The following is a 26,927-nucleotide window of genomic DNA, read 5'->3' as shown; positions in this document are numbered from 1 at the left end:
CGGCCCTCCGCATCAACGCGCGGGATCGCCCTCGTCGGCGTCGTCGTCCTTCGGATCGGGAGGGATCGGCGTTCCGTCCGGGTTGCGCGTCGCGGTTCGCAGGTTCCGCCCCGCGCCCGCACCGGAGGCAGCCGCGCGCCCCCTCGCACCGTCCTCGGCGTCGCCGAGCGCCGTGCCGGCTGCCCCGGCAACCCGCAACGGCGGCGTCTCGTGGGTCTTCGACTCGCCGAACCATACGGTGGTCTGCGGGAACGGAATCCCGATCCCCCGCTCGTCCATGAGGCTCTTGACGACCTCCTTGTAGAGGCGGCCGACGCCCCATTGCTTGCCCGGAAGCGTACGGACGCGCCCCCGGACCAGCACCGCGTTGTCCCCCAGCGTCTCGACGCCCAGCATCTCGAAGTCGGCGATGATGTGGATCCCCTCCGAGCTCTCGCGCACGCGCCGGAAGGCTTCCTGCATGAGATCCTTCACCTCGGCAACGTCCTCGCGGAAGGCGACGGACACGTCGGCGACGAAGTTCGAGAAGTCCTTGGTCATGTTGGCGACCTGATCCACCGAAGAGAACGGGATCAGGTAGTAGGTCCCGTCGAGCGAGCGCAGGCTCACCGAGCGGATGGTCAGCTTCTCGACCACGCCCGACACGGAGCCGAGCTGCACCACGTCGCCCTCGTTCAGCGCGTTCTCGATCTGGATGAAGGCGCCGGTGATGATGTCCTGCACCAGCTTCTGCGCGCCGAAGCCGACCGCCAGGCCGACCACGCCGGCGCCGGCCAGGAGCGGCGCGATGTTGATGCCGATCTGGGACAGGACCAGCATCAGGACCATCAGCGCCAGAGCGATCGTCAAGGCGTTTCGGAACAGCGACAGGAGCGTGCGCTCGCGCGCCGTCGGAACCGACCCGAAATTGGGGTTCAGGCGATACTCGACCCAGGACGAGAACACGAGATGGATCGCGAAGCCGACCGTGAGGATCAGGAGAGCGCCGAGAAGACCTCCCGAGAATCGACGGCCGAACGCGCTGGAGGAGAACGTGTCGAGGTCGAAGATCGACCAGGCGTCCAGGATCACGGCGACCACCGTCGCGATGACGATGATCCGCAGCACGAGGAGCAGCTTCGGGATGAAGGAGTTGATCCGACGTTCCAGAAGCGGGAAGCGGTCGCGCGTGGCGTCCGAGACGCGGATGCCACGTACGATGATCCGGGTCAGGATCGACACCACGAGCCCGCCGATCGCCATCGCGGCGACCGAGACCAGAGACGCGCTGAGCATGAACTGGAAGCCGCTGCGCGGGCTGCTGATCCACAGCGCGAAGAGTGCCGTGACGAAGGAAGCCGCCAGCAGCCACCAGACATGGCCGAGGAACTGATAGAAGCGGGACTGCGGGTTGCGAGCCCCCTCCCGGTAGGAACGCTGAAGCCGGAGCTTCACCCGCTCGCGGTTGGCCAGGATCAGCCAAAGCACGAACAGGAACGAAACGGTCACGACCATGAAGCGCACCGCGTTCCCGGCGGCGACGCTCGAAATCGACTGCACGACGGGCGCGACGAACAGGAACGTGTAGCCGAGCAGCGTGACGACCAGCGCGAGGCGGCGGTACCAGTAGCGCGCTTGCCCGTCGCTGAACGGCGTCAGCCGCAGCGATGGCACGTGCGGCGACACGAAGGCCGCGAGCCCGACCTTGATGAGTTCGGTCAGGGCGAAGGCGTTGAGGAAGAGCGCCTCGTTGATGTCCGGCGGGCCGCCCGTCAGGAACAGCGAGGTCGCATGGCCGGCCGCCGCCGCCAGGATCACCGTCAGCGCGTCGGCGAGCATCGCCACCGTCGCCAGCGCGAGGCGGAGCACCGGAGCCTTGGGCTTGGCCTTCGATCCGAGCCAGCGCGCGATGCGCCGACGGACGAACGACGCCAGCGCCAGCGCCGCGAGGGTCGCAAAGGCGATCGTGGAGACCGGCAGGATGGCGTTCCACACGCGGGGCAGATTGATGGCCTGCGCGCCAGAGAGGAAGTATCCGGCTTGCGCCACGAGGCCGCCGATCTCGGCCGCCCCCTCCTGCAACGCGGCCACCGTGGACCGCGTGTAGGAGGCGAGATGCGCTGGCACCGACTCGGCCAGGTCCGCCTCGCCGGACGGCGCGGCCGTCCCCGCCGTTTCGTCGGCGGGTGCGCTTTGGTAGGCGGCGGCCTTCAGCGACTCGATCAGCCGGTCGCGCGTCGCCTCGGTTTCCAGGATGCGGATCAGCTCGTCGAGCTGCTGCCGATCCGTCGCCGAGGGTGCCGTTTCGGTGGAGGGGGTCGAGGACGTCGACGAGGTGGGCAGCCCCGGCAGGAGGCTCGGCGTCTGGGCGGAAACGGGTCCCGCGAGAACGAGGGACGGGAGAACGTAGAGAAGCGCAAGGAGCAGCGCTCGAACACCGGTGTGTCGGATCATGAAGCTCCGGTCCGTGGCGGGCTTTGTGTCTTCGCCGGGCTGTCGGAGGACGGGTCCCGGTCGGCTCATCGGCCGAACTAGAGTCCGGATGCGTCAGAGCCATGGCAAGGCGGCGAACTTCTCGCACCCGCGAACGAAAAAGGGCCGCCCCGAGGGGCGGCCCGCGATACAGGAGGCAGTGATGCCTCAGGCGGCCGAGGACAGCTCGTCCTCGTCGTCCTTCATCAACTCGTCCTTGGAGACGGTCTTGTCCGTCACGTCGACCGTGGCGAGCAGGTGATCGACCACCTTCTCCTCGTAGATCGGCGCGCGCAGGCTCTGGATCGCTTCCGGCGTCTTGCGGAAGTAGTCGTAGACCTGCTGCTCCTGGCCCGGGTACTGGCGGACCTGCTCGATCACGGCGCGCTGCAGCTCCTCGTCCGAGACGGTGACGCCGGCCTTCTCGCCGATCTCCGACAGCACCAGCCCGAGGCGGACGCGGCGCTCGGCGAGCTTGCGATACTCGGCCCGGGCCTTCTCCTCGGTCGTGTCCTCGTCCTCGAAGCTCTTGCCGCTCTGCTCGAGCTCGCGCGACACCTGGTTCCAGATGTTGTTGAACTCCGCTTCGACGAGCTTCTCCGGCAGCTCGAAGCTGTATTCGGCGTCGAGCTGGTCGAGAAGCTGGCGCTTCACCTTCTGGCGGGTCGCCTGGCCGAACTGGCTCTCGATCTGGCCGCGCACGATCTCGCGCAGGCGGGCGATCGACTCAAGGCCGAGCTTCTTGGCCATCTCGTCGTCGAGTTCCATCGCGTCCGGCGAAGCGACGGCCTTGACGGTGACGTCGAACACCGCGTCCTTGCCGGCCAGGTGCGCCGCACCGTAGTCCTCGGGGAACTTGACCTCGACGGTCTTCTCGTCGCCGGCCTTGGCGCCGACGAGCTGGTCCTCGAAGCCCGGGATGAACTGGCCCGAACCCAGCACGAGGTTGGAGTCCTGAGCGGAGCCGCCCTGGAACGCCTCGCCGTCGACCTTGCCGACGAAGTCCATCGTGACGCGGTCGCCGGTCTCGGCGGCGCCGTCCTTGGGCTGGAAGGTCCGCGCGCTCTCGGCGATGCGCTTGACCTGGTCCTCGACCTCCTCGTCGGCGATCTCGACCACCGGACGCTCGATCTTGATGCCGTCGGTCTCCTTCAGCTCGAAGGCCGGCAGGGTCTCGTAGGCGACCGTGAAGCGGAAGTCGCTCTCGCCGCGCAGAACCTTCTCGGCCTCGCCCTCGTCCTCGGTCATCTGGATCTCGGGCTGCATGGCCGAGCGCTCGTTGCGCTCCGCGATCACGGAGCGCGGGGTCTCGTTGATGATCTGGTTGACGATCTCGGCCATGACGGAGCGGCCATACGACTTGCGCATGTGGCTCATCGGCACCTTGCCGGGGCGGAAGCCCTTGAGCTTGACCTGGTCCTTGATCTCGTAGAGGCGAGTCTGCAGCCGCGCTTCCAGATCGGACGCCGGCACGACGATCTCGATCTCGCGCTTCAGGCCTTCGGCCTTGGTTTCCCTAACCTGCATCGTCAACCCTTCATGGTCTCGACCGGCGGCCCAAGTCCCGCCGCCGATCCTGATTGAATCTTGTTGCCGCCGAGCCGGCGCGGGCCGAGGAAACGGACCTTCACGCCGCGGGCTGTCGGAACGCAACACCCGCCACCCGGCCATCCGGGGCCTTGTAGTTGAGGGACTTTGGTGGATCAAGTGGTGATGACGGCATGGACCATGCCGTCGAACGGCGCCGACCATGCCGCAAGCGCCGATCCCGAAACACCTTGCCGCACCGCATCATGGCACGTCCAGGGTCGAAACGGATGCCCTGCCCGCCCCCCGTCATCCAGAGCACGGGAGACGCCGGGCGCGCCGACACCGACGGAATTGGCCTCCAAGGCACACCGTCAAGAAACGCCGGGCGGGTGAGCGGAGAACCATCCGCTGCTGCAGCGGCTGGTGCGGGTGGAGGGACTCGAACCCCCACGCTTTTGGCGCTAGAACCTAAATCTAGTGCGTCTACCAGTTTCGCCACACCCGCAGCACCGCGCGTATCCGAGAAGACACGCAGCGCCCCTATATCATCGCGTCTCGCCAACAGCCAAGGCGAAAAGCCGCCGCCTCGCGTCCGCGCCGGTGGGCTTCACGGCCGCGGGGCGGCGATACGCTCCCATCGGAAGCATCCTTTCGAAAGCGTGAACGAAAATGCGCCGGGGCGGCGAACTCGCGCCATTGTGCGTTGCACAAGTCGCAGGGCAGCCATGCAATCTTCCTTATCACTCCACTCGCTTGAACCGATTATATTCACCTCATCGAAGCGATGGCGAATGGCTTTCGCTTCTCAGTCACAACGTTCGAGCCCCCGGCAAACCCATGAACATCGTCCGCTCCTACAACAACTGGCGTCGTTACCGCGAGACCTGCGCCGAGCTGAACCGGCTTTCGAGCCGCGAGCTCTCGGACCTCGGGATCGCCCGCTCCGACATCCGCGACCTGGCCCGCCAGGCGACGCGCTAAGACATACCAGACAGCTTTCGCGAGGGCCCATCCTCCTCCCAAAGGGCCCGAGCGGATCCGAGCCCGCGGTCTCCTCCTCCCATCCGCGGGCTTTCCAACGACACCCGCCGGTCCTCCCCCGGCGGGTGTTGTCGTTTCCGGGTGTTCCGCCCGTCCGCCCCCGGTGCTATCAAGCGCCATGGCACACGATCACATCCACATCGTCGGCGGCGGCCTCGCCGGCTCCGAAGCCGCATGGCAACTCGCGCAGGCGGGCGTTCCGGTCGTCCTGCACGAGATGCGCGGCACGCGCGGCACGGACGCGCACAAGACCGATGCCCTGGCCGAGCTGGTCTGCTCCAACTCCTTTCGCTCCGACGATGCCGAAACCAACGCGGTCGGCGTCCTGCATGCCGAGATGCGGCTGGCGGGCTCGCTCATCATGCGTTGCGCCGACGCGCACCAGGTGCCGGCCGGCGGCGCGCTGGCGGTGGACCGCGACGGTTTCGCCGATGCCGTGACCGCCGCGCTCGCCGCGCATCCGCTGGTTCGGATCGTGCGCGAGGAGATCGGCGCGCTGCCTCCGGCCGAATGGGGCCGCGCCATCGTCGCGACGGGCCCGCTCACCGCGACGGGCCTCGCCGAGGCGATCCGGGCCGAGACGGGGGCGGATGCCCTCGCCTTCTTCGACGCCATCGCGCCCATCGTGCATTTCGACACGATCGACATGGACAAGGCGTGGTTCCAGTCGCGCTACGACAAGGTCGGCCCCGGCGGCACGGGCAAGGACTACGTGAACTGCCCGATGGATCGCGACCAGTACGAGGCGTTCGTCGCCGCGCTGGTGGCAGGCGACAAGACCGAGTTCCGCAAGTGGGAAGGCACGCCCTATTTCGACGGCTGCCTCCCGATCGAGGTGATGGCCGAGCGCGGACCGGAAACGCTGCGTCACGGGCCGATGAAGCCGATGGGCCTGACCAACGCGCACAACCCGACCGTGAAGGCCTATGCAGTCGTCCAGTTGCGCCAGGACAACGCGCTGGGCACGCTCTACAACATGGTCGGCTTCCAGACGAAGCTGAAATACGCCGATCAGGTGCGCGTCTTCCGCACCATCCCGGGCCTCGAGAACGCCGAGTTCGCGCGGTTGGGGGGCCTCCATCGCAACACCTATCTCGACTCGCCGACGCTGCTCGACGGAACGCTGCGCCTGAAGAGCCGGCCGTCGCTGCGCTTCGCGGGACAGATCACCGGTTGCGAGGGCTACGTGGAGTCGGCCTCCGTCGGGCTGATGGCGGGCCGCTTCGCTGCCGCCGAGGCGCTGGGCCGCGCCGCCGCGCCGCCGCCGGCGACGACCGCCATGGGCGCCCTTCTGGCGCACATCACCGGCGGGCACCTGTCGGCGGACGAAGAAGGCGGAAAGCGCTCGTTCCAGCCGATGAACGTCAATTTCGGGCTGTTCCCGCCGGTCGAAGTTCCTCGCGAGGAGGGGAAGCGGCTGCGCGGCAAGGAAAAGACCATCGCCAAGAAGCGCGCCCTGTCGCGCCGGGCCCTAGCCGACTTCGCCACCTGGCTCGCCGACGAGAACGGCGTCCTGCTCACGGCCGCCGAATAGGCGCTTCGCCCGTCAGGGCGGGCTCGCCCATTCGCCGTGCCGCAGGGCGAGCGAGCCCTGGACGAAGACCGGAACGCCTTGCGCGTCCCGGCGCACGCGCGAGAGACGCAGGCGCAGGCTGCGTCCTTCCGCCGACCGCAGATCGATCACCAGCGGCGGAAGGCCTCCGCTCGGCGCGCGCCCGCTCGGCCGGCCGAGCGTCGGCGGAAGCTCGAAGCGGTCCGTCCGTCCGCGATAGGTGACCACGAGCCATCGCCCGTCGAGGCGCATGGGCACGCTGCCATCGGTTCGTCCGACGGCCGCATCGAGCGCCGGGAAGACGCGGTCGAAGCCGCCCACATCGAAGGCGCCGTCGACCGAGAAGCTCTGGTTCTCCGCTTCCGCCGCCTGCGTCTCGAGGGCCGCGCCCTCGTTCAACGCGCCCCGAAGCGCGGCGACGCGCTGCGCGGCATCCCCGCTTCCGACCGCACCGAGAAGCGGCGCGAGACGATCCGTCCGTTCCACCGTCTCCAGGACGCTGAGCCGCGACAGAAGCGACTGGCGCGCGGGCGCGTCCAGGCCGCGGATCGTCTCGGCGCCCCCACGCAGCGCCTCGCCGTCGCGCCGCTCGATCATCGCCACCTGGCTGCGCCCCACCGTATCGGCGACGCCCCAGGGGCCGAACGTCGACAGCGCCAGGAGAACGGGCGGGACGGCGACCACGAGACGGATGTCCGACCGCGTGCGCGGCGCAAGCTGCAGCAGGACGGCAAGGGCCGCCGCCACGCCGTAGGCGGCGGCGAAGTACCGCTCCACCGTCCATCCCTCCGCGGCCACCCGCACGGCCAGGGCATAGGCGAAAAGCGCGAGCGGTACGACCAGCATGGCGGCCCAGCGATGCGCCACGAATCGTGCCGGCTGAGGCAAGTGCGCGAGGAACGGCTCGAGCCCGACGCGCAAGGACAGCACGAAGGCACCATACAGGAGCACCACCCAGCCGATCTCGCCGATCGGCACGTTGCCGGTCAGCGCGATCCGCGCGGCATAGGCGTGGATGATGACGGCGACCGCGAGGACCAGCGGCGCCGTGATCCATTCGAACAGCGGGCGCACCGCGCGCTCCAGGCGATCGCCCGCCCAGTCCCGCGCCTCCACTTCGCCGGGATGGGGAATCCGTCCGAGGGCGAACAGCGGCCCGACGAGCGTCAGGCCGGTGGCGAAGAGATGGCTGTAGGCGTCGCCGCCGAGGCCGAAGCCGAACAGCGTCCGCACCATCTCGAAGATGGCCGTGAAGCCCAGCAGGAAGATCAGCACGGAGAACCATCCGAGCGTGACGCCGAGCGCGGTCCAGAGAGCGAAGTCCCAGAAGGCGCGCGACGACCCGCGCCCGACGAACGGCGCGAGCGGCACGGCCGCGACGATCGCGATCGTCAGCGCGGGTCCATGCAGCAGAAAGGGATGCGCGAAGCCGACGGCGGCGGCCGTCGCCGCGAGCGCGAGCCCACCGGCCAGCCGTGCGGCGATCGCGACCGCGCCGCGACTTTCCGCAAGGAGCGTCATGGCGACGGAGGCCGCCGCCCCCGCCGTCAGCGCCAGAAGCACGCGGGCCAGCGGTTCGGCCACATCGAAGTCGCGTCGCACCGTCCAGTTCGCGATCAAACCGATCGCGATGATCGCTGCCGCCGCGGCCGGGAAGCGGAAGGTGGCCTGGCCGGCCCGCACCGAGAGCGAGCGCAGGAGACGGACGGGTCGAAGGACGGCGCGCAGCATGTCGGGCACTCCCTGCCGGCGCCTCAGCGGCGCATGGTCCGCCAATAGAACCAAAGGCGGCGCATCGGCTCGGAAACCGAGGGACTTGTCCGCTCGATCGAGCGAGCCGCGAAGAGCGCCGGCAGCAAGGCGGGGCGAAGGGACGGCGCGAGCCGAGCGACCTGTGCCTCCGCACGCTGCTCGTGCTCCCGCGCGAAGGCGATCACGGCTTGGCGGGCCGGTTCGGCCGCGCTTCCGCCGACGAGCCAGCCGGAAGCGTCCAGCCCGGTCGCCGCCAGGAGATCGGCCGGCGCGAACACCTGATGGCGCGCGCGGTGCCGAGCGGCGTCCCGCACGATCCAGGCGGCGCAGGCCGCGACCCCGGCATGGCCCGCCGCGTCCGCCGCCTTCGGTGCCTCGGCCCGGTCGAGGATCATCGCGGCCAGCATGATGACGGCCGACTGCGTCTCACCGGCATAGGCCTCGAATTCCGGCCGGTCGCCCATCGGGTCGGCGTAGAGATCGAAGATCCGGGCGTCGAGATACCGGTCGAAGGCGTCCAGCGGCAGGTCGTGGCGCCGCACCGTGTCGGCCAGCGCGGTGGCGATCGGCGAGCCCTGCCCCGCCGCCTCCGGCTCCGCATCCTCGGCGTTCAGACGGTCGCGCCACCATTGCAGGCGGATTTCGCCCGGCAACGGCTGGCTCACGTGATCGCGCACCCGCGCCGTTTCCAGCGCGAAGGCGTAGAGCGCCCAGAGACCGTCCCGGCACGATTCCGGGGCGAAGCCGACCGAGACGGCCCGATCCGGGTCGCCCTCCTGCACGATGCGCGCGCACTCGGCATAGGCGTCGGCGAAAGCCGGCTCTCGCGTCATTCCACCGCCACGAGCGCGGCGGCGACCGGGCGGCCTTCCGAAAGCATGATGTTGTAGGTCCGCACCGCCGCGCCGGTGGACATCGGATCGCACGAGATCCCGCGATCGCGCAGGCGTGCCAGCAGCGGTGCCGGCGGCCGGCGGATGTCCGCTCCCGTGCCGAAGAGAAGGAAGCGGATGTCGTCGGCTTCCTCCAGCACCTTCATCAGGCGATCCCCCGAAAACGGTTGCTCGGCGGTGGCCGACCAGCCGTAGATGCCGGACGGCAGGCAGAGGATCGAGCCGCGATGCGACATGTCGGCGAAGCGGAACCCACCGTTGCCGTAGGCGTCGATGGGGGCGCGACGCGGATAGTGCGCGTCGCGAACCTCGCCGTTCACCTCAGGCCCGCCCGGCACGCGGCGCGTTGCCGACGCGAGGCTTCTTGGTCCCGTCCGCGTTCTCCTCCGCCTCGCCGCCGCGGATCGTCTCCGGCCGCAGCTTGAAGTAGATCAGGACCGGGGCCGCGATGAACACCGAAGAGTAGACGCCGACCAGCACGCCCGCGAGCATCGGCGCCACGAAGACGCGGATCACGTCGCCGCCGAAGCCGTAGAGTGCGACCAGCGCCAGGACCAGCGTCGCCGCCGTCAGGATGGTGCGCGACAGGGTTTCGTTGAGCGACCGGTCGATGATGTCGGAAATCGGCATCTTTTTGTACTTGCGAAGGTTCTCGCGGATGCGGTCGAACACCACGACCGTGTCGTTCAGCGAATAGCCGACGATGGTCAGGAGCGCGGCGATCGAGGTCAGGTTGAACTCGAGCTGCGTCACCACGAGGAAACCCATCGTCATGGCGACGTCGTGCGCGGTCGCCAGCAGCGCGCCGATCGCGAACTGCCACTCGAACCGAATCCAGACATAGGCGGCGATGGCCAGCAGCGAGGCGGCGACGCCGACGATCGCCGCCCAGGCGAGCTCGCCCGACACCGTCGGCCCGACCACCTCGACGCGCTCGAACGTGTAGTCGGCCTGCAGCGCGGCACGCACCGCGTTGACGCTCGCCTGCGGCGTCTGCTGGTCCTGCTCCTGCACGGCGTAGCGGATCAGCACGTCCTGCGGCGAGCCGAATTCCTGCACCTGCACGTCGCCCTCGATGATCGGCGTCAGGTCCTCGCGGATCTTGGCGACGTCGGCCTGCGGTGCCGTGGACTTCACCTCCAGAACCGTGCCGCCGGTGAAGTCGATGCCGAAGTTGAGCCCACCCACGAACAGGCTGCCGATCGAGGCGAGCGACAGGCCGATGGTGATGGCGAAAGCCCACTTGCGGATCGCCATGAAGCGGATCACCGTGCCGTGCGGCACGAAGGAGACCCAGCCTTTCGGAACCTCCTTCGGGCGGCGCCGGCGGACCCAGAAGGCCACGAGCCAGCGCGTCAGCGTCAGCGCGGTGAAGATGGTGGTGAAGATGCCGAGCGCCAGCGTCACGGCGAAGCCGCGCACCGGGCCGGAACCCAGGAAGAACAGGATCACCGCCGCGATCAGCGTCGTGACGTTCGCATCCATGATGGTGCCGAGCGCCTTGTGGAAGCCGGCGTCGATGGACTGCACCACCGAGCGACCGTTTCTCCGCTCCTCGAGAATGCGCTCGTAGATCAGGACGTTCGAATCGACCGCCATGCCCATGGTGAGCACGATGCCGGCGATGCCGGGCAGCGTCAGCGTCGAGCCGAGCACGGACAGGAGCGCCACGAGCAGTACGACGTTCACGAGCAGCGCCACGTTGGCGATGATGCCGAGGAAGCCGTAGGCGACGAACATGAAGACGACCACGAATGCGGCGCCGATGATGCCCGCGTTCTGGCCGGCGGCGATCGAATCCGCACCGAGGCCCGGTCCGACCGTGCGCTCCTCGATGATGTCCAGCGTCGCCGGCAGGGCGCCGGCTCGGAGCAGCACGGCGAGGTCGTTCGCCGACTGGACGGTGAAGTTGCCCGAGATCTGCGCCTGGCCGCCGAGGATCGGCTCGCGGATGTTGGGCGCGGACAGGACCTTGTCGTCCAGGACGATGGCGAAGGGCCGCCCGACGTTCTGCTGGGTCACCTCGCCGAAACGCTGCGCGCCGCGCGAATCGAAGCGGATGTTGACCACCGGCTGGTTGGTCTGCTGATCGAAGCCGGCCTGGGCGTCCGAAAGGTTCTCGCCCGAGATCATCACCTGCCGCTGCACCAGCACCGGCTGGGGCGGGTTGTCGTTGGTCTGGAGGAGCTCCGAGCCGGCCGGCACGGGCTGCTGCCCGCCCTGCACCGCGGCCGCCGAATTGTTCACGTCCACCAGCCGAAAGGTCAGCCGCGCGGTCTGATTGAGGAGCGCCTTGAGGCGAGCCGGGTCCTGGAGGCCGGGCACCTGGACCATGATGCGGTCGAGGCCCTGGCGCTGGATCACCGGCTCGGTGGTGCCAAGCTCGTCGACGCGCCGGCGGACCACCTCGATCGACTGCGCCACGGCGGTCGAGAGGCGGTAGTTGATCCCCTCCTCCGTCGGCGCCAGGCGGAAGGTGGCCGGCTGCGGCTCGGTGAGCGCCGTTTCCGCGACCGATCCGCCCGCCAGGAGGTTGGTCGAGATCGGGGATGTCAGGTTCTGAAGGGCCGTGCGGGCCGCCGCGCCCGCCGTGGGATCACGAAGCGTGAACTCCACCCCGCCGTCGCGCTCCGCGAGGTTGGCGAAGCCGACATTCGCGTTGCGCAAGGAGAGCTGCACGTCGTCGCGAAGGCTCTGGAGCCGGTCGTTGACCAGCGAGGCACGATCCACTTCGAGGAGGACGTAGGACCCGCCCTGAAGGTCGAGGCCGAGCGTCATCGGACGATGCGGCATGAAGCCCGGCAGCGAGTCCCGCTGAGACTGGGTCAGGAGATTCGGCATCGCGAACAGGACGCCGGCAACCACCGCTAGCCAGATGAGGACGGTTTTCCAGCGGGAGAAGTGAAGCATGACGTCCTCGAATCATGGCGAAGGGCGAGTGGCTCGCGCCCCCGCCCGTCCCCGCCTCACGGCGGATCGACGTGATGAAGGCCGAGAAGCCCCGGCCTTCGGAATGCAACCTCGAAAGAGGTTATTTCGTGTTGGCGGCGACCGGCTCGCCCTTGGTGCGCACGTCGGCGACCATGGACTGGAGCACCCGGATCTTGGTCTGCTCCGAGATCTGAACCTCGAGCTCGCCGTTGTCCATCACCTTGGTCACCTTGGCGATGATGCCGCCGCCGGTCACCACCGTGTCGCCGCGACGGATGTTGCGCAGCATCTCGTCGCGCTTCTTGGCGGAGGTCCGCTGCGGACGGATGATCAGGAAGTACATGATCGCGAAGACCGCGACGAAGGGCAGGATGCTGATGAGGATGCTCTCCGGCCCCCCGGCTGCGGCGGCGGTCTGGGCAAAAGCCGGCGTGACGAACATCAACACACTCCTCGACAGAACGGAAACGGGCGATCGCGCCCTTCACAAGTCGGCCGCAATATACGAACGGTCGGCACGAATGCAACATGACCCGGCGGTGCGCGGAACAGTGTTCCCTCGGCTCCAGAAGGACATAGCGAGACTGTGACCGCGACCGAAGACACCCAGCTCGCGCTCCTGCGCCGCATCGCGGACGCGCTGGAACGAATGGCGCCCCCGACCCCGTCCGCCGCCGACCTCGCGCGAGCCGACTGCTTCGTGTTCCAGCCGCCGGGCACGCTGCAGGCCGTCCCACGGGTGAACCGCGTCCCGGTCGAGCTCCTGCGCGGCATCGACCGCTCGCGCGAGATCCTCCTGGAGAACACCCGCCGCTTCGCCGCAGGACTTTCCGCCAACAACGCCCTTCTCTGGGGCGCACGGGGCATGGGCAAGTCGTCGCTGGTGAAGGCGGCGCACGAGTGGGCCAACCGCGATCTGGGCGCGGCGCACCCGCCGTTGAAGCTGATCGAGATCCACCGAGAGGACATCGATCATCTGCCGGCGCTGATGCACGTCCTGCGGGCCGAGCCGTTCCAGATCCTCCTCTTCTGCGACGACCTGTCGTTCGACCACGACGACACGGCCTACAAGTCGCTGAAGGCGGCGCTGGACGGCGGTGTGGAGGGTCGCCCGAGCAACGTCCTCTTCTACGCGACCTCCAACCGGCGCCACCTCCTGCCCCGCAACATGATGGAGAACGAGCAGTCCACGGCGATCAATCCGGGCGAGGCGGTGGAGGAGAAGGTCTCGCTTTCCGATCGCTTCGGCCTGTGGCTCGGCTTCCACAAATGCTCGCAGGACGACTACCTGGCCATGGTCGCGGGATACGCCCGCGAAGGGGGCCTTGCGATCGACGCCGACGCGCTGCGGGCGGAGGCGCTGGAATGGGCGACCACGCGCGGCAACCGGTCCGGCCGGGTCGCCTATCAGTTCGTGCAGGACCTAGCGGGGCGCCTCGGCCGCCGGCTGGACATCTGAGCCGGGCGACGAAAAAGGCCCCGGCGCTTGGCGCCGGGGCCTCGGATCGAACGGACCGTGCCGGCGATCAGCGCAGGTAGGTCATCGGGTTCACGGGCGAGGAGTCCTTGCGCACCTCGAAGTGCAGCATCGGGGCGTCCGCGTCGCCGGTCATGCCGGCCGTCGCGATTTCCTGTCCGCGCTTCACCGTGGAGCCGCGCTGGACCAGGATGTCGTCGGCGTGGCCATAGACGGTCACAAGGCCGTTGTCGTGCTTCACGAGCACGGTCTTGCCGAACTCCTTCAGCCCCTCGCCCGCATAGATGACCACGCCGTTCTCGGCGGCCTTGATCGGCGTGCCGCGCGGCACGGAGATGTTGAGGCCGTCGTTCCGGCGCGAGCCGACCTTGTCGCCGAAGTTCTTCACGACGCGACCCTGGACCGGCCAGCGGAACTGGTCGATTCCGGTCGATGCGGGCGGCAGCGACGCCTCCTGGCGCGCCTCTTCCTTGGCCATCGTGGTGGGCTGGGGCGGCGCGGCGACGGCCACGGCGCTGTCGGCCGCCTTCGGCGCGGCGGCAGGCTGCTCGGCCTTCGGCGGCTGGGCGACCGCGGCTTGGGCGGGCGCCGTCGCGGCCGGCGCGTGGGCGGGCGCGGCGGCGACCGGGCGGTTGGCCGGCGCTGCGCGCGGCGCCGGGATGGCGGCGGCCTGCGCCTGCAGCGTCGTCGGCGGCGCGCCGAGCGAGGCGACGCGCGTGTTGGCGGCGGCCGGCGCGGAACCGCCGGGCACGACTAGGGTCTGGCCGATGCGGATGTTGTCGCCGCTCAGCCCGTTGGCGGCGCGGAGGTCGGCCACGCTGACGCCGGTGCGGCGGGCGATGCCGAGGAGCGAATCGCCCGACTCCACCGTGACGCTGGCGCCGCGCGAGCCGGCGGCAGGCTGCTGCGCGGCGGGCATGGCGCGCGACACGGAGGTCTGCGCGACCTGCGGCTGGCCGACCGGCGCGGACGCGGCGGACTGAACGGGCTCGGGATAGGACGAGGCAGCGGCCGGCGGGTTGCCGTAGGACGACGCCGGCGGAGGCGGCAGCGACGAGCGGCTGACCGCAGGCGTCTCCACGGCGGCGAAGGTCTGGCTCGGCGCGGCCTGATAGGTCGGCGCGGCCGGAGCGGCAGCCATCTGGGTGTTCTGCACCGGGGCCTTCGGAATGGCGCCCGTGTAGAAGCCGTCCTGCAGGCGTGTCGCGTCCGCGCTGCAGCCGGCGGCGATCGAAGCCATCGAAACAAGCGCGGCAGAGCGAACCAGTCGCTGCCGGAAGAGCCGCATGATGTGCGTGCGCATTTGAGTCCCCATGCCTTCGCCAACCTTGACCCATTCAACCGCGTTAATGTTACCCGTCGGTTAAGCGGAGGGCGTCGGGCGAAGATTTCCTTTACAGGACGGAGGCTTTTCCGGCGTCGAGCGGCTTGAAGCGCACGGGAAACAACGGGGTCAGCTCGAAACGGCTGCCCTGCTTCTGGTGCCGGACGATCTGCTGCACGCCGTCTCCGGCTCCGATCGCGGCGACCAGCATCGCGCCGGATGCCATCTGCTCCACGAAGGCCTTGGGCAGTTCCTCGAACGAGCCATGCACCACGATCCGGTCGAAGGGCGCGGCCTCGGCGTAGCCCGCGCGCCCGTCGTCCTGCACGAAGGTGACGTTGCCGAGCGAGCAGGAGCGCACGCGCTCGCTCGCGGCGGTGGACAGGGTCCGATAACGCTCGAGCGTCACCACCTGCACCGCGAGGCGCGCCAGGAGGGCCGTGACGTAGCCGCTGCCGGTGCCGATCTCGAGGACGCGGTGCTCGGGCTGGATGCGCAGCGCGGCCGCCAGTCGCACGGCGGTCCGTGCGCTCGGCATCGTCTGCCCGCAGGGCAGCGGAAAGCTGTGCTCGCCGTAGGGGTCCGGCACCCCGTCGGGCACGAACAGGCGCCGGGGGATCGCCTCGACGGCCTCCATCAGCCGACCGGCGACGAAATCCTCCGAGCGCACGCGCATCAGGAGCGCGGCGAGCCCTTCCCTGTCGCCCGGCATCTCCATCGGGCGGTCAGCCGGCGGAGAAGACGGACCGCATCTCCTCGCGCAGCGCGTGATGCGTGAGGTCGAGATGCAGCGGCGTCACGGACACGAAGCCGTCCCGCAAGGCGGCGAGATCGGACCCCTCCATCTCGGGCCCCGACTGGCGGCCGAACTTCAGCCAGAAATACGGCAGGCCGCGCCCGTCCTGGCGCTCCTCGATGCCGAGCGCGTAATCGAGCTTGCCCTGCCGCGTGACCTTGGTCCCCTTCACCGCATCGGGCTCGACCGCGGGAAAGTTGACGTTGAACAGCGTTCCCTCCGGCGCCGAAACCGCCATGAGCTTGCGGACGATCTCCGCGCCGTGCCGCTCGGCCGTCGCCCATTGCAGGTCGCGGGCGCCGTCGGCACGGAAGGTCTGGCTGAGCGCGATGGAGCGGTATCCGAGCATCATGCCCTCGATCGCTCCCGCCACCGTGCCGGAGTAGCTCACGTCGTCGCACACGTTCTGGCCGGCGTTGACGCCCGACAGGACGAGGTCCGGCTCCTCGGGCATCAGGTGCTTGGCCGCCATGATGACGCAGTCGGTTGGTGTGCCGGTGACGGCGAAGCGGCGCTCCCCCTCCCGGCGTACCCGGAGGGGCGACGACAGCGTCAGCGAATGCGACAGGCCGCTCTGGTCCGTCTCGGGCGCGACTGTCCAGACGTCGTCCGAGAGTTGCCGCGCGATCGCCTCCAGCGTCCGAAGCCCGGGCGCGTGGATCCCGTCGTCGTTGGTGAGAAGGATCCGCATCAGTTCACTCCCGGCCGATGATCTCGAGCCCGCCCATATAGGGCCGCAGCACATCGGGCACGCGTATCTCGCCGGTTTCCGTCTGGTAGTTTTCCATCACCGCGATCAGCGCGCGTCCGACAGCGGTGCCCGAACCGTTGAGCGTGTGGACGAAACGCGGCGCCACCTTCTCGCCGGCCGGGCGGAACCGCGCGTTCATGCGCCGCGCCTGGAAGTCGCCGCAGACGGAACAGCTCGAGATCTCGCGGAACGCGTTCTGCCCCGGCAGCCAGACTTCGATGTCGTAGGTCTTCTGCGACGAGAAGCCCATGTCGCCGGTGCACAGGACCACCGTGCGGAAATGGAGGCCTAGCCGCTCCAGCACGCTTTCGGCGGCGCGGGTCATCCGCTCGTGCTCGGCGAGCGACGTCTCCGGCGTGTTCACGGACACGAGCTCGGCCTTGTAGAACTGGTGCTGGCGCAGCATGCCGCGCGTGTCGCGACCGGCCGAGCCCGCCTCCGAGCGGAAGGACGGCGTGAGCGCCGTGAAGCGCAGCGGCAGGGCGGCCTCGTCGAGGATCTGCTCGCGCACGAGGTTGGTCAGCGACACCTCGGCCGTGGGGATCATCCAGCGGCCGTCGCTGGTGCGGAAGAGGTCCTCGGCGAATTTCGGGAGCTGCCCGGTGCCGAACAGCGCGTCGTCGCGCACCAGCAGCGGCGGGGACACTTCCTCGTAGCCGAACTCGCCCGTATGCACGTCCAGCATGAACTGGCCGAGCGCGCGCTCGAGGCGGGCCAGCTTGCCGCGCAGCACGGTGAAGCGGGAGCCGGACATGCGAGCGGCGGCGTCGAAGTCCATCTGCCCGAGCGCCTCGCCGAGCTCGAAGTGCTCCTTGGGCTCGAACGTGAAGGCGGGCCTCTGCCCCGACCGCCGGACCTCGACGTTCTCGCTCTCGTCCGCGCCGCGCGGCACGTCGGCGAGCGGTACGTTGGGCAGCGTCGCCAGGAAGCCGCTCAACTCCTCGTCGAGCCGGCGCTCCTCCTTCTCGCCGTCCTGGATCCGGGCCTTGAGATCTGTCATCTCGGCCATCACGGCCTCGGCGCGCGGGGCGTCGCCGGAGGCCTTGGCCTTGCCGATTTCCTTGGAGGCCTCGTTGCGTCGACCCTGCCAGTCCTGAAGGACCTTGAGATGCTCGCGCCGCGCCTCGTCCAGCCGGCGCACCTCGGACGAGGCCGAGCCGGCTCCCCGGCGCTCGAGCGCCTCGTCGAGGAGTTGCGGGTTCTCGCGGATCCATTTGAGGTCGAGCATGTCTCTCCAGTCCGCGCCGGGCGGACCGGAGCCGGAGGATCACTCCGTGGGCGCTTCCGCTTCCGCCAGGCGCTCGGCTCGCTTCTTTTCGATCAACCGTGCCGTGATGATCGAGACCTCGTAGAGAATGATCGCCGGGATCGCAAGGCCGATCTGGGACAGCGGATCGGGGGGTGTCAGCACCGCCGCCGCGATGAACGCGATCACGATCGCGTACTTGCGCTTGCCCGCCAGGCTCTCGGCCGTGACCATGCCGGCGCGCACCAGAAGCGAGCAGATCACCGGAAGCTGGAACACCAGCCCGAAGGCCACGATCAGCGTCATGATGAGGGACAGGTACTCCGACACGCGGGGCAGGAGCAGGATGGCGGCGTCACCTCCCTCGCCCGTCTGCTGCATCGACAGGAAGAACCACATCACCATCGGGGTGAAGAAGAAGTAGACCAGCAGCGCCCCGAGCAGGAACAGGAGCGGCGTGGCGACCAGGAACGGAATGAACGCCGATCGCTCGTCCCGGTAGAGGCCGGGCGCGACGAACTTGTAGACCTGGATGGCGATCAGCGGAAAGGCGAGGAAGAAGCCGCCGAAGGCCGCCACCTTGACCTGGGTGAAGAAGTACTCCTGCGGCGCCGTGTAGATGAGCTCGACGCTGGCCGGGTCCGCCCCGACCCAGGAGGTCGCGATCTGGTACGGCACGACCAGGATGTTGAAGATCTGCTTGGCGAAGAAGAAGCAGATCAGGAACATGCCGAAGAAGCCGGCGATGGCCCAGATCAGGCGGCGCCGCAGTTCGATTAGGTGCTCGATCAGCGGCGCCGACGAGGCTTCGATATCGGCTTCCGAACGCTTCACGAAAGGTCTCCAGCGCGCGCCGACGCCTCGGGTCTGGCAGGGGCCACGGGCGGCGCCTCGGCCGCCTCGCTCATGGGGGCGGGCGGCGTGTCCGACGGCTTCGCGTCCGGCACGGGCGCGCCGTTCGGGTTGGACGACATCGGCATCACGGGCGCGACGGGCGGCTCGGCGGGGACGGCGGGCTCGCCGGCCTCCGGCACGCGCGGCGCCGGAGCGGCCGTCGCGGTGCGAAGCGACGAGCGGATCTCGTCGCCCACGGCCCGGATCGGATTGAGGTTCTTCTGGATGCTCGCTCGCGGGTCGAGGGAGCGGACATCCTGGGCCGCCTTGCGCAGATCGTCGAGTTCGGCCTCCTGGAGGGCCTCGTCGAACTGCTTGCGGAAGTCGCCGGCCATGCGCCGCATCTGCGACGTGACGCGGCCGAAGGTCCGAAGCATCCTGGGCAGATCCTTCGGACCGACCACCACGATCAGCACGATCGCGATGACGAGGAGTTCAAGTCCACCGATGTCGAACATGGCGGTATCGAATCAGGCGCGGCGGTGCGCGGGCACCGCCGGCGGCCTCAGATCCGCGACTTCTCGACGGGCGTCTCGGTCGACAGCGGCTCGCCGTCGCGGCTCTCGAGCGTGCGGCGCTCCTGGACGGTCTGGGTGTCCTCGTCCGCCATGCCCTTCTTGAAGTTCTTGATGCCCTTGGCGACGTCGCCCATCAGCTCGGGAATCTTGCCACGGCCGAAGAGGAGCAGCACCACCGCCAGAACGATGAGCCAGTGCCAGATGCTGAAGCTACCCATACTAGTCTCCTATGAGCGCGGCGCGCCCGAGATCCGGTTCAAGCCGATCCGCTCTTGCCTTCAAACACGAAAGCTTCTTGCGGATCAACGGATACGAAGACCTCGTGCACACCATCGGGAAGATCGTTCGGCCGGATCCGCGCCCGGATCGGTCGGTCGACGCCTTCGACGGCCAGGAACAGGAGGTCAGACCTGCCGACGAACTGCCGCGAAAGGACACGTGCCCGCACCGACCCCTCGTCCGGCGAGACGCGAACCCCTTCCAGGCGCAGTCCGACGGTCACCTCTGTGCCATCCGATCGTGGCGAGTCTGCGACGCGGCCCAGCGGACCGACCACCGCACCCGCCTTCACCGAACCCGGCAAGACGTTGATTTCGGAGAAGAACGACGCGGCGAAGAGGTCGACCGGGCGACGGTAGAGCTCGCGCGCGCTGCCGCATTGCACGAGGCGGCCGTCGCGCAGAAGGGCGATCCGGTCGCCGAGCCGCATCGCCTCCTCCGCGTCGTGCGTGACGATCATCGCCGTCGCCCGCGTCTCGCGCAGGATCGCGACCGTCTCCGAGCGCATCTCGTCGCGAAGACGGCTGTCGAGACCGGAGAAGGGCTCGTCCATCAGGAGGACCCGCGGACGCGGCACCAGTGCCCGCGCCATCGCGACGCGCTGCTGCTCGCCGCCCGACAGATGATGCGGAAAGCTCTCGCCGAGCCGCTCCAGACCCACGCGCCGGAGTGCGGCGACGGCGACCTCCCGCTGCGCCCCCTTGGGCAGCGAGCGCAGGCCATAGCGCACGTTGTCGATCAGCGACATGTGCGGAAACAGCGCGAAGTCCTGGAACATCAGTCCGACGCCCCGCCCTTCCGGCGGCACGAAGCGATCCGGCCCGGCCACGTCCCGGCCCCCGATCAGCACCCGCCCCTCGGTCTGCCGCTCGATGCCCGACGCGATGCGCAGGAGGCTGCTCTTGCCCGACCCCGATGGGCCGAGGAGGCAGAGAATTTGTCCGGCGGGAACCTGGAGGTCGATGCCCGACAGGATCGCCCGACCGCCCGCGCGGAAGCCGACGTCGCGGAACTCCAGATCGGCGGCGAAGCCGGCATCCGCCCCCAGCGGGGCGGCGGTCGTGTCGTGCTGTCGCTCTGCCGTGTCCGTTCGCACCGTCGCCATCCGCTCGCCCGGCGGAGCCGAGCCCCCGCTCACCCATCCGAGGTAGCGGCTCGCGCCCCTGCGCTCAAGCGGTCGCGGCGAGAAGCTCGGCGAACTCCGCCCGCATCGCATCCGTCGCCGGCACGGTGGCGCCCGCGCGGATCACCGCTCGGGCGCGTTCCGCCCGCCGCAGGCTCTCGTCCGCGAGTTCCGGCACGCCGGAGGCCACGGCGCGCATCTCGGCAAGGTCGCCGTTGCAGTGGAGCGCGAGGTCGCAGCCGGCCGCGATCGCCGCGCGGGCGAGCTCGGCCATGTCGCCCTGCAGCGCCTTCATCGACATGTCGTCGCTCATCAGAAGGCCGCCGAAGCCGAGCGCGCCACGGATGATCTCGGAGATCACGCGGGGCGAAAGGGTCGCGGGGCGATCGGGGTCGAGCGCCTCGAAGCGGATATGCGCCGTCATGCCGGCGGGCAGGTCGGCCAGTTCGGCGAAGGGCTGGAAATCGTGCGATTCGAGTTCGGCCCGGCTCGCGCGCACGGTCGGCAGCTCCAGATGGCTGTCCGCCTCCGCCCTTCCATGGCCGGGGATGTGCTTCATCACCGGCAGCACGCCGCCGGCCGCCAGCCCCGCCGCGGCAGCGCGGCCGAGCGTCGCGACGACCGCCGGCCGGTCGCCGTAGGCCCGGTCGCCGATGATCGAGTGCGATCCCGGCGACGGGAGGTCGAGGCAGGGAATGCAGTTGGTGTTGATGCCGTAGCCCGTGAGGAGGTCGTCGGCCAGCAGCCGCCCCTGGAGCCAGGCGGCGCGGCGGCCGGCCGCCTCGTCGTCGCCGTAGACACGCCCGATCTCGGCGGCCGGCGGGAAGCGGGGCGCGAAGGGCGGGCGCAGGCGCTGGACGCGCCCGCCTTCCTGATCGATCAGGACCGGCACGTCGTCGCCGCCGCGCGTGTCCTTCAGCTCGGCGACGAGATCGCGCACCTGCGACGGCTCGCCGATGTTGCGGCCGAACAGGATGAAGCCCCAGGGCCGTTCGTCGGCGAAGAAGGCGCGCTCGTCCGCGTTCAGCCGTTGGCCGATGCACCCGGAAATCCAGGCCTTCGATCCGTTCATCGCCATGTTCCTGACAGGGGTGGAAGCGTCGCGCTCCCGGATGGGGCCGTCGGTCGGGCCCGCCGCGCGGCGCGGGGCGAGGCTGGCGACCGAGGCCGCCGCCGCCAGCGTCAGCGCGTCACGAAGCAGCTTCCGCCGGCCGACTTCAGGTTCTCGCACAGCGTGTTCGCCTCGCTTCTCGAACCGGCCGCGACGCGCACGCGATAGAAGGTTCCCTTGCCGGGAATCTCCGCGGCCTTGATGCCGAGGCTCCGTCCGCCGATGACGCTCGAATAGCGCTTGCCCATGTTGGCAAGGGATTCCTGCGCCGCCGCCTGCGACGGCTGCGAGGCGATCTGCACGAAGAACGACCCTTCCGGAGCCGGCGCTTCGAGGGCGGCCACACGTTGCGGCTCGGGCTCCGGGGTGGGCGCGGCGGCGACGGGCTCAGGCGCCTGGGCCGCAGTGGAGGCCGTGGTCATGTCCGGCTCGTCCTGCCCGAACGGCATCTGCGGCGAGATGCCGGCAACCGGGTCGAGCGTCGCGGCGTGCGTCTGCATCGAGGACGCGGCCGTCAGCAGCGCACCGCCCTCGGCAGGCATCTCGTTCTCCACCAGCGTTCCGTCCGGACGGACCGAAAGGGTGCGCACCTTGCGCGGCTGCAGCGTTCCGTCGGTGGAATCCTTTGCCGCCTCGGCCTGCCGGACGGGCTCCTCGCCCGGCAGCGGGATCTGCTCGCCGACCTCGACGCCCGGCAGCGAATCCACCGGCGCGTCCTCCTCTTCGGCGATGTCGATGGGCTCTTCCATCGCGGTCACGAGCGAGTCCTGCTTGGGTGCGGTGGTCGCCGTGGTCTCGCCGGCCACCTTCTGGTAGACGGCCTTATTCTGGTTGGGGATCGTCTTGCCGCCCGGATCCACCGGGGCGATCTTGTAGGGCTCCGCATCGGCCTTGATGAGCATCGAGCCGTCGCCCTGCGTGGTGCCGCCCGTCAGCATCGTGGCGGCCCCCGCCACGGCGACGATGGCCACCACCGCCACGCCGCCCATCAGCATCACGCCGCGCAGGCGCGACCGGGTGCGCACCGGATAGTCGTCGTAGGGCTCGTAGTCGGCTTCCGCATCGGCGTCGTCGTAGCCGAGCGCGTAGTCGTCGTCCGCCTGCGGCGCGGTCTCGGCGGGCGCCCCGCGCATGGCGGCGAGCTCGCTATTGATCAGCTCGTCGAAGTCGTCCAGCGTGATGGGCTGGCGCGGCTCCAGATCGAACTCGGAATCGCGCGCCGGCGCGAAGGACTGCGTTTCGGCCGGATTGGTGTTGCGCGGCCGCGCCGGCATGCTGAGGCCGAGAAGCGCCTCGTCGATCTGCCGGTCCGCGTCGCCGCTGCCGCGGATGCCGCGCGGCAGAGCACCGGGCGCCGCGGTGCGCGGCGCGGCCAGCACGGCGGCCGCCGCGGGAGGCTGAGGCGCGGCGGCGCTCGGCTGATAGGTGAAGCTTTCCCAGTCGTCGGACCGGACCTCCACGGGCTCGAAGCCGCCATAGGCGGAGGCCTGGCCGCGCCCGGACGTCATCGGAGGGTCGACGTCGCGGGACACCTCGGCATACCGGCCACCCTCGACCGCGCCGCGACCGCCGAAACCCTTCGCGTCCTTCATGACCTGACCCCACTCCGCAAGACGATCCGCACGCCTGGACCGTGCCGTCGAACGAAGCCTGCCTCTAAGGCGCGAACTTGTTCAAAGCGTGGTCCGTTCAGCGCATCTCCTCGGGCGCGTGAACCCCGACAAGTCCGAGACCGGAGGCGATCACGAAGGCGACGGCCTGCACGAGCCCGAGGCGCGCTAGGCTTGTTGTCGCATCGTTAGCCTTAACGAAGCGTAACTCGGGGTGGTCCTTGCCGCGGTTGTACTGGCCGTGGAACGCCGAGGCGAGATCGTAGAGGTAGAAGGCGAGCCGGTGCGGCTCCTTCGCCTGCGATGCCGCCTGAACGAGACGCGGATACTCCGCCAGCTTGCGGATCAGCGCCAGCTCGCCCTCGTCGCCGAGCAACGCCAGCGTCTGCGCGTCCACCGTCGCGACGGCGGCGGTGTCGATACCCTCGCCCTCGGCCTGGCGCATGATCGAACGGGCACGGGCATGGGCGTACTGCACGTAGAAGACCGGATTGTCCTTGGACTGCTCGGTCACCTTCTGGAAGTCGAAATCCAACGGCGCGTCGCTCTTGCGGAACAGCATCATGAAGCGGACCGGATCGCGGCCCACCTCGTTGACGACGTCGGCAAGGGTGACGAACTCGCCCGCCCGCTTCGACATGCGCACCGGCTCGCCGTTGCGGAAGAGCTTCACGAGCTGGCACAGCACGACGTCGACATGCGCCTCGTCGCCCGCCACGGCCTTGGCCACCGCCTCCAGCCGCTTGACGTAGCCTCCATGGTCGGCGCCCAGCACGTAGACCATCTCGTGGAAGCCGCGCGCGAACTTGTCGGCGAAATAGGCCACGTCGGCAGCGAAGTAGGTGTAGGCGCCGTCCGACTTCACTAGCGGACGGTCCACGTCGTCGCCCACGTCGGTCGAGCGCAGAAGCGTCTGCTCGCGATCCTCCCAGTCCTCCGGCGCCTGCCCCTTGGGCGGCGGCAGGGTGCCCTGGTAGACGAAGCCCTTGGCGCGCAGGTCGTCGATCGCGGTGGTGATCCGGCTCGGGTCGCCCGCGTGCAGTGCGCGCTCCGAAAAGAACACGTCCTGCACGATGTCGAGCGCCTTGAGGTCGTCGCGGATCGACATCATCATCGCCGAGATCGCATAGGCCTTCACCGTCGGCAGCCACTCCGCCTCGTCCTGGTCGAGGAGCTCGCGCCCGTAGCGGATGGCGAGCGCCGCGCCCACGGTCTTCAGGTAGTCGCCGGGATACAGGCCCGCCGGGATCTCACCGATCGCTTCGCCCAACGCCTCGCGGTAGCGCAGGAAGGTCGAGCGGGCGAGCACCTCGATCTGGGCGCCCGCGTCGTTGATGTAGTATTCCTTCGATACGTCGTTGCCGGCGAACGCCATGACGTTGGCGATCGCATCGCCCACCACCGCGCCTCGGCAATGGCCGACATGGAGCGGGCCGGTCGGGTTGGCCGAGACGTACTCGACATTGACCTTATGACCCGTTGGCTCGCCCCGGCCGTAGTCGAGGCCGCGCGCCAGCACGGCATGGAGGTGGTCGGTCCAGAACGCGTCGCGCAGGCGCAGGTTGATGAAGCCGGGTCCCGCCACCTCGACCGTCTCGACGTCGGCGTCCCCGCGCAGGGCCTCGGCGAAGGCGTCGGCGAGTTCGCGCGGCTTCGCGCCGAGCGGTTTGGCCAGCACCATGGCGGCGTTGGTGGACAGGTCGCCATGCGAAGGGTCGCGCGGCGGCTCGACGCCGACGCGCGACAGGTCCGTCTCCGCCGTTCCGCGAGCGCGCAGAACCGATTCGACCCGTTCCCGAATGCGCTGCTCGAAGTCGGCGAAGATGTTCATGGAAGTTTCCGAGTTGGCGCGCGCGTCGCCGCGCGATGGGTGCGGCGCGTGTCGGAACGGTGGATCCGGCGCGCGCTGCGAGCGGCGGCGCTAGCGCAAATCCGCCGTATCGTCAAACAGGCGACGGTGTTCGGCGAGGGCGAAACTGTCGGTCATTCCTGAAAGATAGTCGCCCACATGGCGAGCCAGCCGCTCCGGCGGGAGGCCCGATGCCGCCTCGCTCCACCCGTCCGGCAGCAGGGTGGGACGCTCGCAGAACCTGTCGAACAGCTCCTCCACGACGCGCTCGGCACGCTCCATGGTGCCGAAGACCATCGGGTTCCGATACACGCGCCGGAAGAGGAAGTCCCGCGTCTGCGCGACCTGCGCACGCATGCGGGGCGAGAAGTCCACGATCGTGCCGGTGGCGGCGCGCACGTCCTCGACGCTGCCGACCGCTTCCTCCGCGAGCCGCGCAAGCGTCGTGGCGATCACGTCCTCCACCATTCGGGTGATGTGCCGGCGCATGATCTCGTGCCCGGTGCGCACCGCGTCGAGACCCGGATGCCGCGCGCGGACCTCGCGCAGGATGTCGCCGGCGAGGTCGAGCTGCCCCAGGTCCTCCAGCGACAGAAGCCCGGCCCGCAGCCCGTCGTCGAGGTCGTGGGTGTTGTAGGCGATGTCGTCGGAAATCGCCGCCGCCTGCGCCTCCAGGCTCGCGAACCGGTCGAGCGCCAGCGGGAAGCGCCGGTCGAACGCTGCGATCTGCGGCGGCACGTCGTGCCCGGCCTTGGCATGTGGCCCGGTCAGCGGCCCGTTGTGCTTGACCAGCCCTTCCAGCGTCTCGAAGGTGAGGTTCAGCCCGTCGAACTCGGCGTAGCGACGCTCCAACGCCGTGACGATCCGCAGGGACTGGGCGTTGTGATCGAACCCGCCGAAGGCCTGGAGCCGCCGGTCCAGCGCGCGCTCGCCGGCATGGCCGAAGGGCGTGTGGCCGAAATCGTGGACCAGCGCGATCGCTTCCGTCAGGTCCTCGTCCAGGCGCAGGGCGCGGGCGAAGGCGCGGGCGATCTGCGAGACCTCGATCGTATGGGTCAGGCGCGTGCGATAGTGGTCGCCCTCGTAGGCCACGAAGACCTGCGTCTTGTGCTTGAGCCGCCGGAAGGCGGTGGAATGGACGATGCGGTCGCGGTCGCGCTGGAAGGGCGTGCGCGTGCGGCTGTCGGGTTCGGGCACCAGACGCCCGCGCGAGCCGGCCGCGTGCACGGCATAGGGCGCGAGTCCGTCGTGGCCCGTTCCGATGCCTTGGGTTGTCCAGTCCGACATGCCGTCCTGCGCTGATGGGCGTCCCGGGCGGGACGCGGGCGGGGCGAGATTGACCCTCCCGGTGCGCGTCCATACCTTAGCACCACGACCCCAACAACAAGAGGCCGGAACGCCGCACGAACGGCGCCGGGTCAGCCATGAGCGACACGCTCGCCACCTCCATCACCGTGTCCGAGGCGGCCGCCCGCCGGATCCGGGCGATCCTCGCCAGGAGCGACACCGACAACGCGCTGCGCATCTCCGTGGAGGGCGGCGGCTGTTCCGGCTTTTCCTACAAGTTCGACCTGACGCACGAAAGCGACGGCGACGACCTCGTGATCGAGAAGGACGGCGCCCGCGTCATCGTCGACCAGACATCCCTCGCCTATCTCGACGGATCGGTGGTGGATTTCGTGGACGACCTGATGGGCCAGTCCTTCCAGATCCGCAATCCGAACGCGACGGCCTCCTGCGGCTGCGGGACCTCGTTCGCGATTTGACAGACGCGGGCGGCGGAGGGCATGGCGTCGGTC

Annotated in this window: 23 protein-coding genes and 1 tRNA gene; 4 read left to right on the top strand and 20 right to left on the bottom strand. The window is 69.4% G+C overall.

Annotated elements, in window-relative coordinates; all coding sequences use genetic code 11:
- Positions 1-12 precede the first annotated feature (12 nt).
- From D3218_RS01420 to D3218_RS01410, 3 genes are all read right to left on the bottom strand, one after another.
- Positions 13-2,433 (bottom strand): mechanosensitive ion channel domain-containing protein, encoded by a 2,421-nt coding sequence (locus D3218_RS01420; protein WP_168990381.1) that lies wholly within the window; start codon positions 2,431-2,433, stop codon positions 13-15.
- A 186-nt stretch (positions 2,434-2,619) separates the two neighbouring features.
- Positions 2,620-3,978 carry a trigger factor gene (tig, locus tag D3218_RS01415; RefSeq protein WP_119538466.1) on the bottom strand — a complete coding sequence of 453 codons (1,359 nt, stop codon included), beginning with the start codon at positions 3,976-3,978 and terminating at the stop codon, positions 2,620-2,622.
- 424 nt (positions 3,979-4,402) lie between these two features.
- Positions 4,403-4,486: transfer RNA gene (locus tag D3218_RS01410), tRNA-Leu, on the bottom strand.
- Between the two features lie 332 nt (positions 4,487-4,818).
- Here D3218_RS01410 and D3218_RS01405 point away from each other — a divergent pair.
- Positions 4,819-4,962, top strand: coding sequence for a DUF1127 domain-containing protein (locus D3218_RS01405; protein WP_119538102.1), 144 nt, complete (start codon positions 4,819-4,821; stop codon positions 4,960-4,962).
- A 178-nt stretch (positions 4,963-5,140) separates the two neighbouring features.
- Positions 5,141-6,556 carry a methylenetetrahydrofolate--tRNA-(uracil(54)-C(5))-methyltransferase (FADH(2)-oxidizing) TrmFO gene (gene trmFO, locus D3218_RS01400; RefSeq protein WP_119538101.1) on the top strand — a complete coding sequence of 472 codons (1,416 nt, stop codon included), beginning with the start codon at positions 5,141-5,143 and terminating at the stop codon, positions 6,554-6,556.
- A 12-nt stretch (positions 6,557-6,568) separates the two neighbouring features.
- On the opposite strand, the gene D3218_RS01395 is transcribed toward trmFO, so the two are convergent.
- From D3218_RS01395 to yajC, 5 genes are all read right to left on the bottom strand, one after another.
- Positions 6,569-8,305: a DUF4153 domain-containing protein gene (locus D3218_RS01395; RefSeq protein ID WP_119538100.1), complete on the bottom strand. Its 1,737-nt coding sequence runs from the start codon at positions 8,303-8,305 to the stop codon at positions 6,569-6,571.
- A 23-nt stretch (positions 8,306-8,328) separates the two neighbouring features.
- Complete coding sequence (locus D3218_RS01390) at positions 8,329-9,159, bottom strand: phytoene/squalene synthase family protein (protein ID WP_119538099.1); 831 nt, start codon at positions 9,157-9,159, stop codon at positions 8,329-8,331.
- Complete coding sequence (locus D3218_RS01385; protein ID WP_119538465.1) at positions 9,156-9,539, bottom strand: Mth938-like domain-containing protein; 384 nt, start codon at positions 9,537-9,539, stop codon at positions 9,156-9,158. Before D3218_RS01385 ends, D3218_RS01390 begins: the two co-directional genes overlap by 4 nt.
- A 1-nt stretch (position 9,540) precedes the next feature.
- Positions 9,541-12,129 (bottom strand): protein translocase subunit SecD, encoded by a 2,589-nt coding sequence (gene secD / locus D3218_RS01380; RefSeq protein ID WP_119538098.1) that lies wholly within the window; start codon positions 12,127-12,129, stop codon positions 9,541-9,543.
- A 121-nt stretch (positions 12,130-12,250) separates the two neighbouring features.
- Positions 12,251-12,592, bottom strand: a complete 342-nt coding sequence (yajC, locus tag D3218_RS01375; protein ID WP_119538097.1) for a preprotein translocase subunit YajC — start codon at positions 12,590-12,592, stop codon at positions 12,251-12,253.
- A 207-nt stretch (positions 12,593-12,799) separates the two neighbouring features.
- Here yajC and D3218_RS01370 point away from each other — a divergent pair, with 207 nt between their 5' ends.
- On the top strand, positions 12,800-13,609 hold the full coding sequence (locus D3218_RS01370; RefSeq protein WP_119538464.1) for an ATP-binding protein: 810 nt from the start codon (positions 12,800-12,802) through the stop codon (positions 13,607-13,609).
- A 67-nt stretch (positions 13,610-13,676) separates the two neighbouring features.
- Here the strand turns inward: D3218_RS01370 and D3218_RS01365 are convergent, their stop codons facing one another.
- The 12 genes from D3218_RS01365 to D3218_RS01310 all read right to left on the bottom strand — a co-directional run bounded on the left by D3218_RS01365 (position 13,677) and on the right by D3218_RS01310 (position 26,415).
- Entirely contained in the window at positions 13,677-14,867 is a 1,191-nt protein-coding gene (locus D3218_RS01365; RefSeq protein ID WP_245414875.1) for a M23 family metallopeptidase, read from the bottom strand.
- Positions 14,868-15,021: 154 nt separating this feature from the next.
- Positions 15,022-15,663, bottom strand: a complete 642-nt coding sequence (locus D3218_RS01360) for a protein-L-isoaspartate(D-aspartate) O-methyltransferase (RefSeq protein ID WP_168990380.1) — start codon at positions 15,661-15,663, stop codon at positions 15,022-15,024.
- Positions 15,664-15,676: 13 nt separating this feature from the next.
- The gene (surE, locus tag D3218_RS01355) at positions 15,677-16,438 is read right to left on the bottom strand and encodes a 5'/3'-nucleotidase SurE (protein ID WP_119538094.1); all 762 of its coding nucleotides are present in this window, start codon (positions 16,436-16,438) and stop codon (positions 15,677-15,679) included.
- 4 nt (positions 16,439-16,442) lie between these two features.
- A complete protein-coding gene (gene serS, locus D3218_RS01350) occupies positions 16,443-17,726 on the bottom strand; it encodes a serine--tRNA ligase (RefSeq protein WP_119538093.1) in 1,284 nt (427 codons plus the stop codon).
- Between the two features lie 39 nt (positions 17,727-17,765).
- Positions 17,766-18,578 carry a twin-arginine translocase subunit TatC gene (tatC, locus tag D3218_RS01345; RefSeq protein ID WP_119538092.1) on the bottom strand — a complete coding sequence of 271 codons (813 nt, stop codon included), beginning with the start codon at positions 18,576-18,578 and terminating at the stop codon, positions 17,766-17,768.
- Positions 18,575-19,096: a Sec-independent protein translocase protein TatB gene (gene tatB, locus D3218_RS01340; protein ID WP_119538091.1), complete on the bottom strand. Its 522-nt coding sequence runs from the start codon at positions 19,094-19,096 to the stop codon at positions 18,575-18,577. Before tatB ends, tatC begins: the two co-directional genes overlap by 4 nt.
- 47 nt (positions 19,097-19,143) lie before the next feature.
- Positions 19,144-19,374 carry a twin-arginine translocase TatA/TatE family subunit gene (locus D3218_RS01335; protein WP_119538090.1) on the bottom strand — a complete coding sequence of 77 codons (231 nt, stop codon included), beginning with the start codon at positions 19,372-19,374 and terminating at the stop codon, positions 19,144-19,146.
- Positions 19,375-19,412: 38 nt separating this feature from the next.
- A complete protein-coding gene (locus D3218_RS01330; protein ID WP_425359278.1) occupies positions 19,413-20,531 on the bottom strand; it encodes an ABC transporter ATP-binding protein in 1,119 nt (372 codons plus the stop codon).
- Between the two features lie 73 nt (positions 20,532-20,604).
- Entirely contained in the window at positions 20,605-21,630 is a 1,026-nt protein-coding gene (gene nagZ / locus D3218_RS01325) for a beta-N-acetylhexosaminidase (RefSeq protein WP_119538088.1), read from the bottom strand.
- A gap of 110 nt (positions 21,631-21,740) precedes the next feature.
- A complete protein-coding gene (locus D3218_RS01320; RefSeq protein WP_119538087.1) occupies positions 21,741-23,261 on the bottom strand; it encodes an SPOR domain-containing protein in 1,521 nt (506 codons plus the stop codon).
- A gap of 97 nt (positions 23,262-23,358) precedes the next feature.
- On the bottom strand, positions 23,359-25,110 hold the full coding sequence (argS, locus tag D3218_RS01315; protein WP_119538086.1) for an arginine--tRNA ligase: 1,752 nt from the start codon (positions 25,108-25,110) through the stop codon (positions 23,359-23,361).
- Between the two features lie 90 nt (positions 25,111-25,200).
- A complete protein-coding gene (locus D3218_RS01310) occupies positions 25,201-26,415 on the bottom strand; it encodes a deoxyguanosinetriphosphate triphosphohydrolase (protein ID WP_119538085.1) in 1,215 nt (404 codons plus the stop codon).
- Positions 26,416-26,552: 137 nt separating this feature from the next.
- Here D3218_RS01310 and erpA point away from each other — a divergent pair, with 137 nt between their 5' ends.
- Positions 26,553-26,894, top strand: coding sequence for an iron-sulfur cluster insertion protein ErpA (gene erpA / locus D3218_RS01305; RefSeq protein ID WP_119538084.1), 342 nt, complete (start codon positions 26,553-26,555; stop codon positions 26,892-26,894).
- The last annotated feature ends 33 nt before the right edge of the window (positions 26,895-26,927 follow it).

This window comes from Aureimonas flava, from assembly GCF_003583935.1.
Taxonomy (GTDB): domain Bacteria; phylum Pseudomonadota; class Alphaproteobacteria; order Rhizobiales; family Rhizobiaceae; genus Aureimonas; species Aureimonas flava.
Note: the sequence above shows the minus strand (reverse complement) of the source record. Positions and strands in the feature narration are given on the sequence as shown.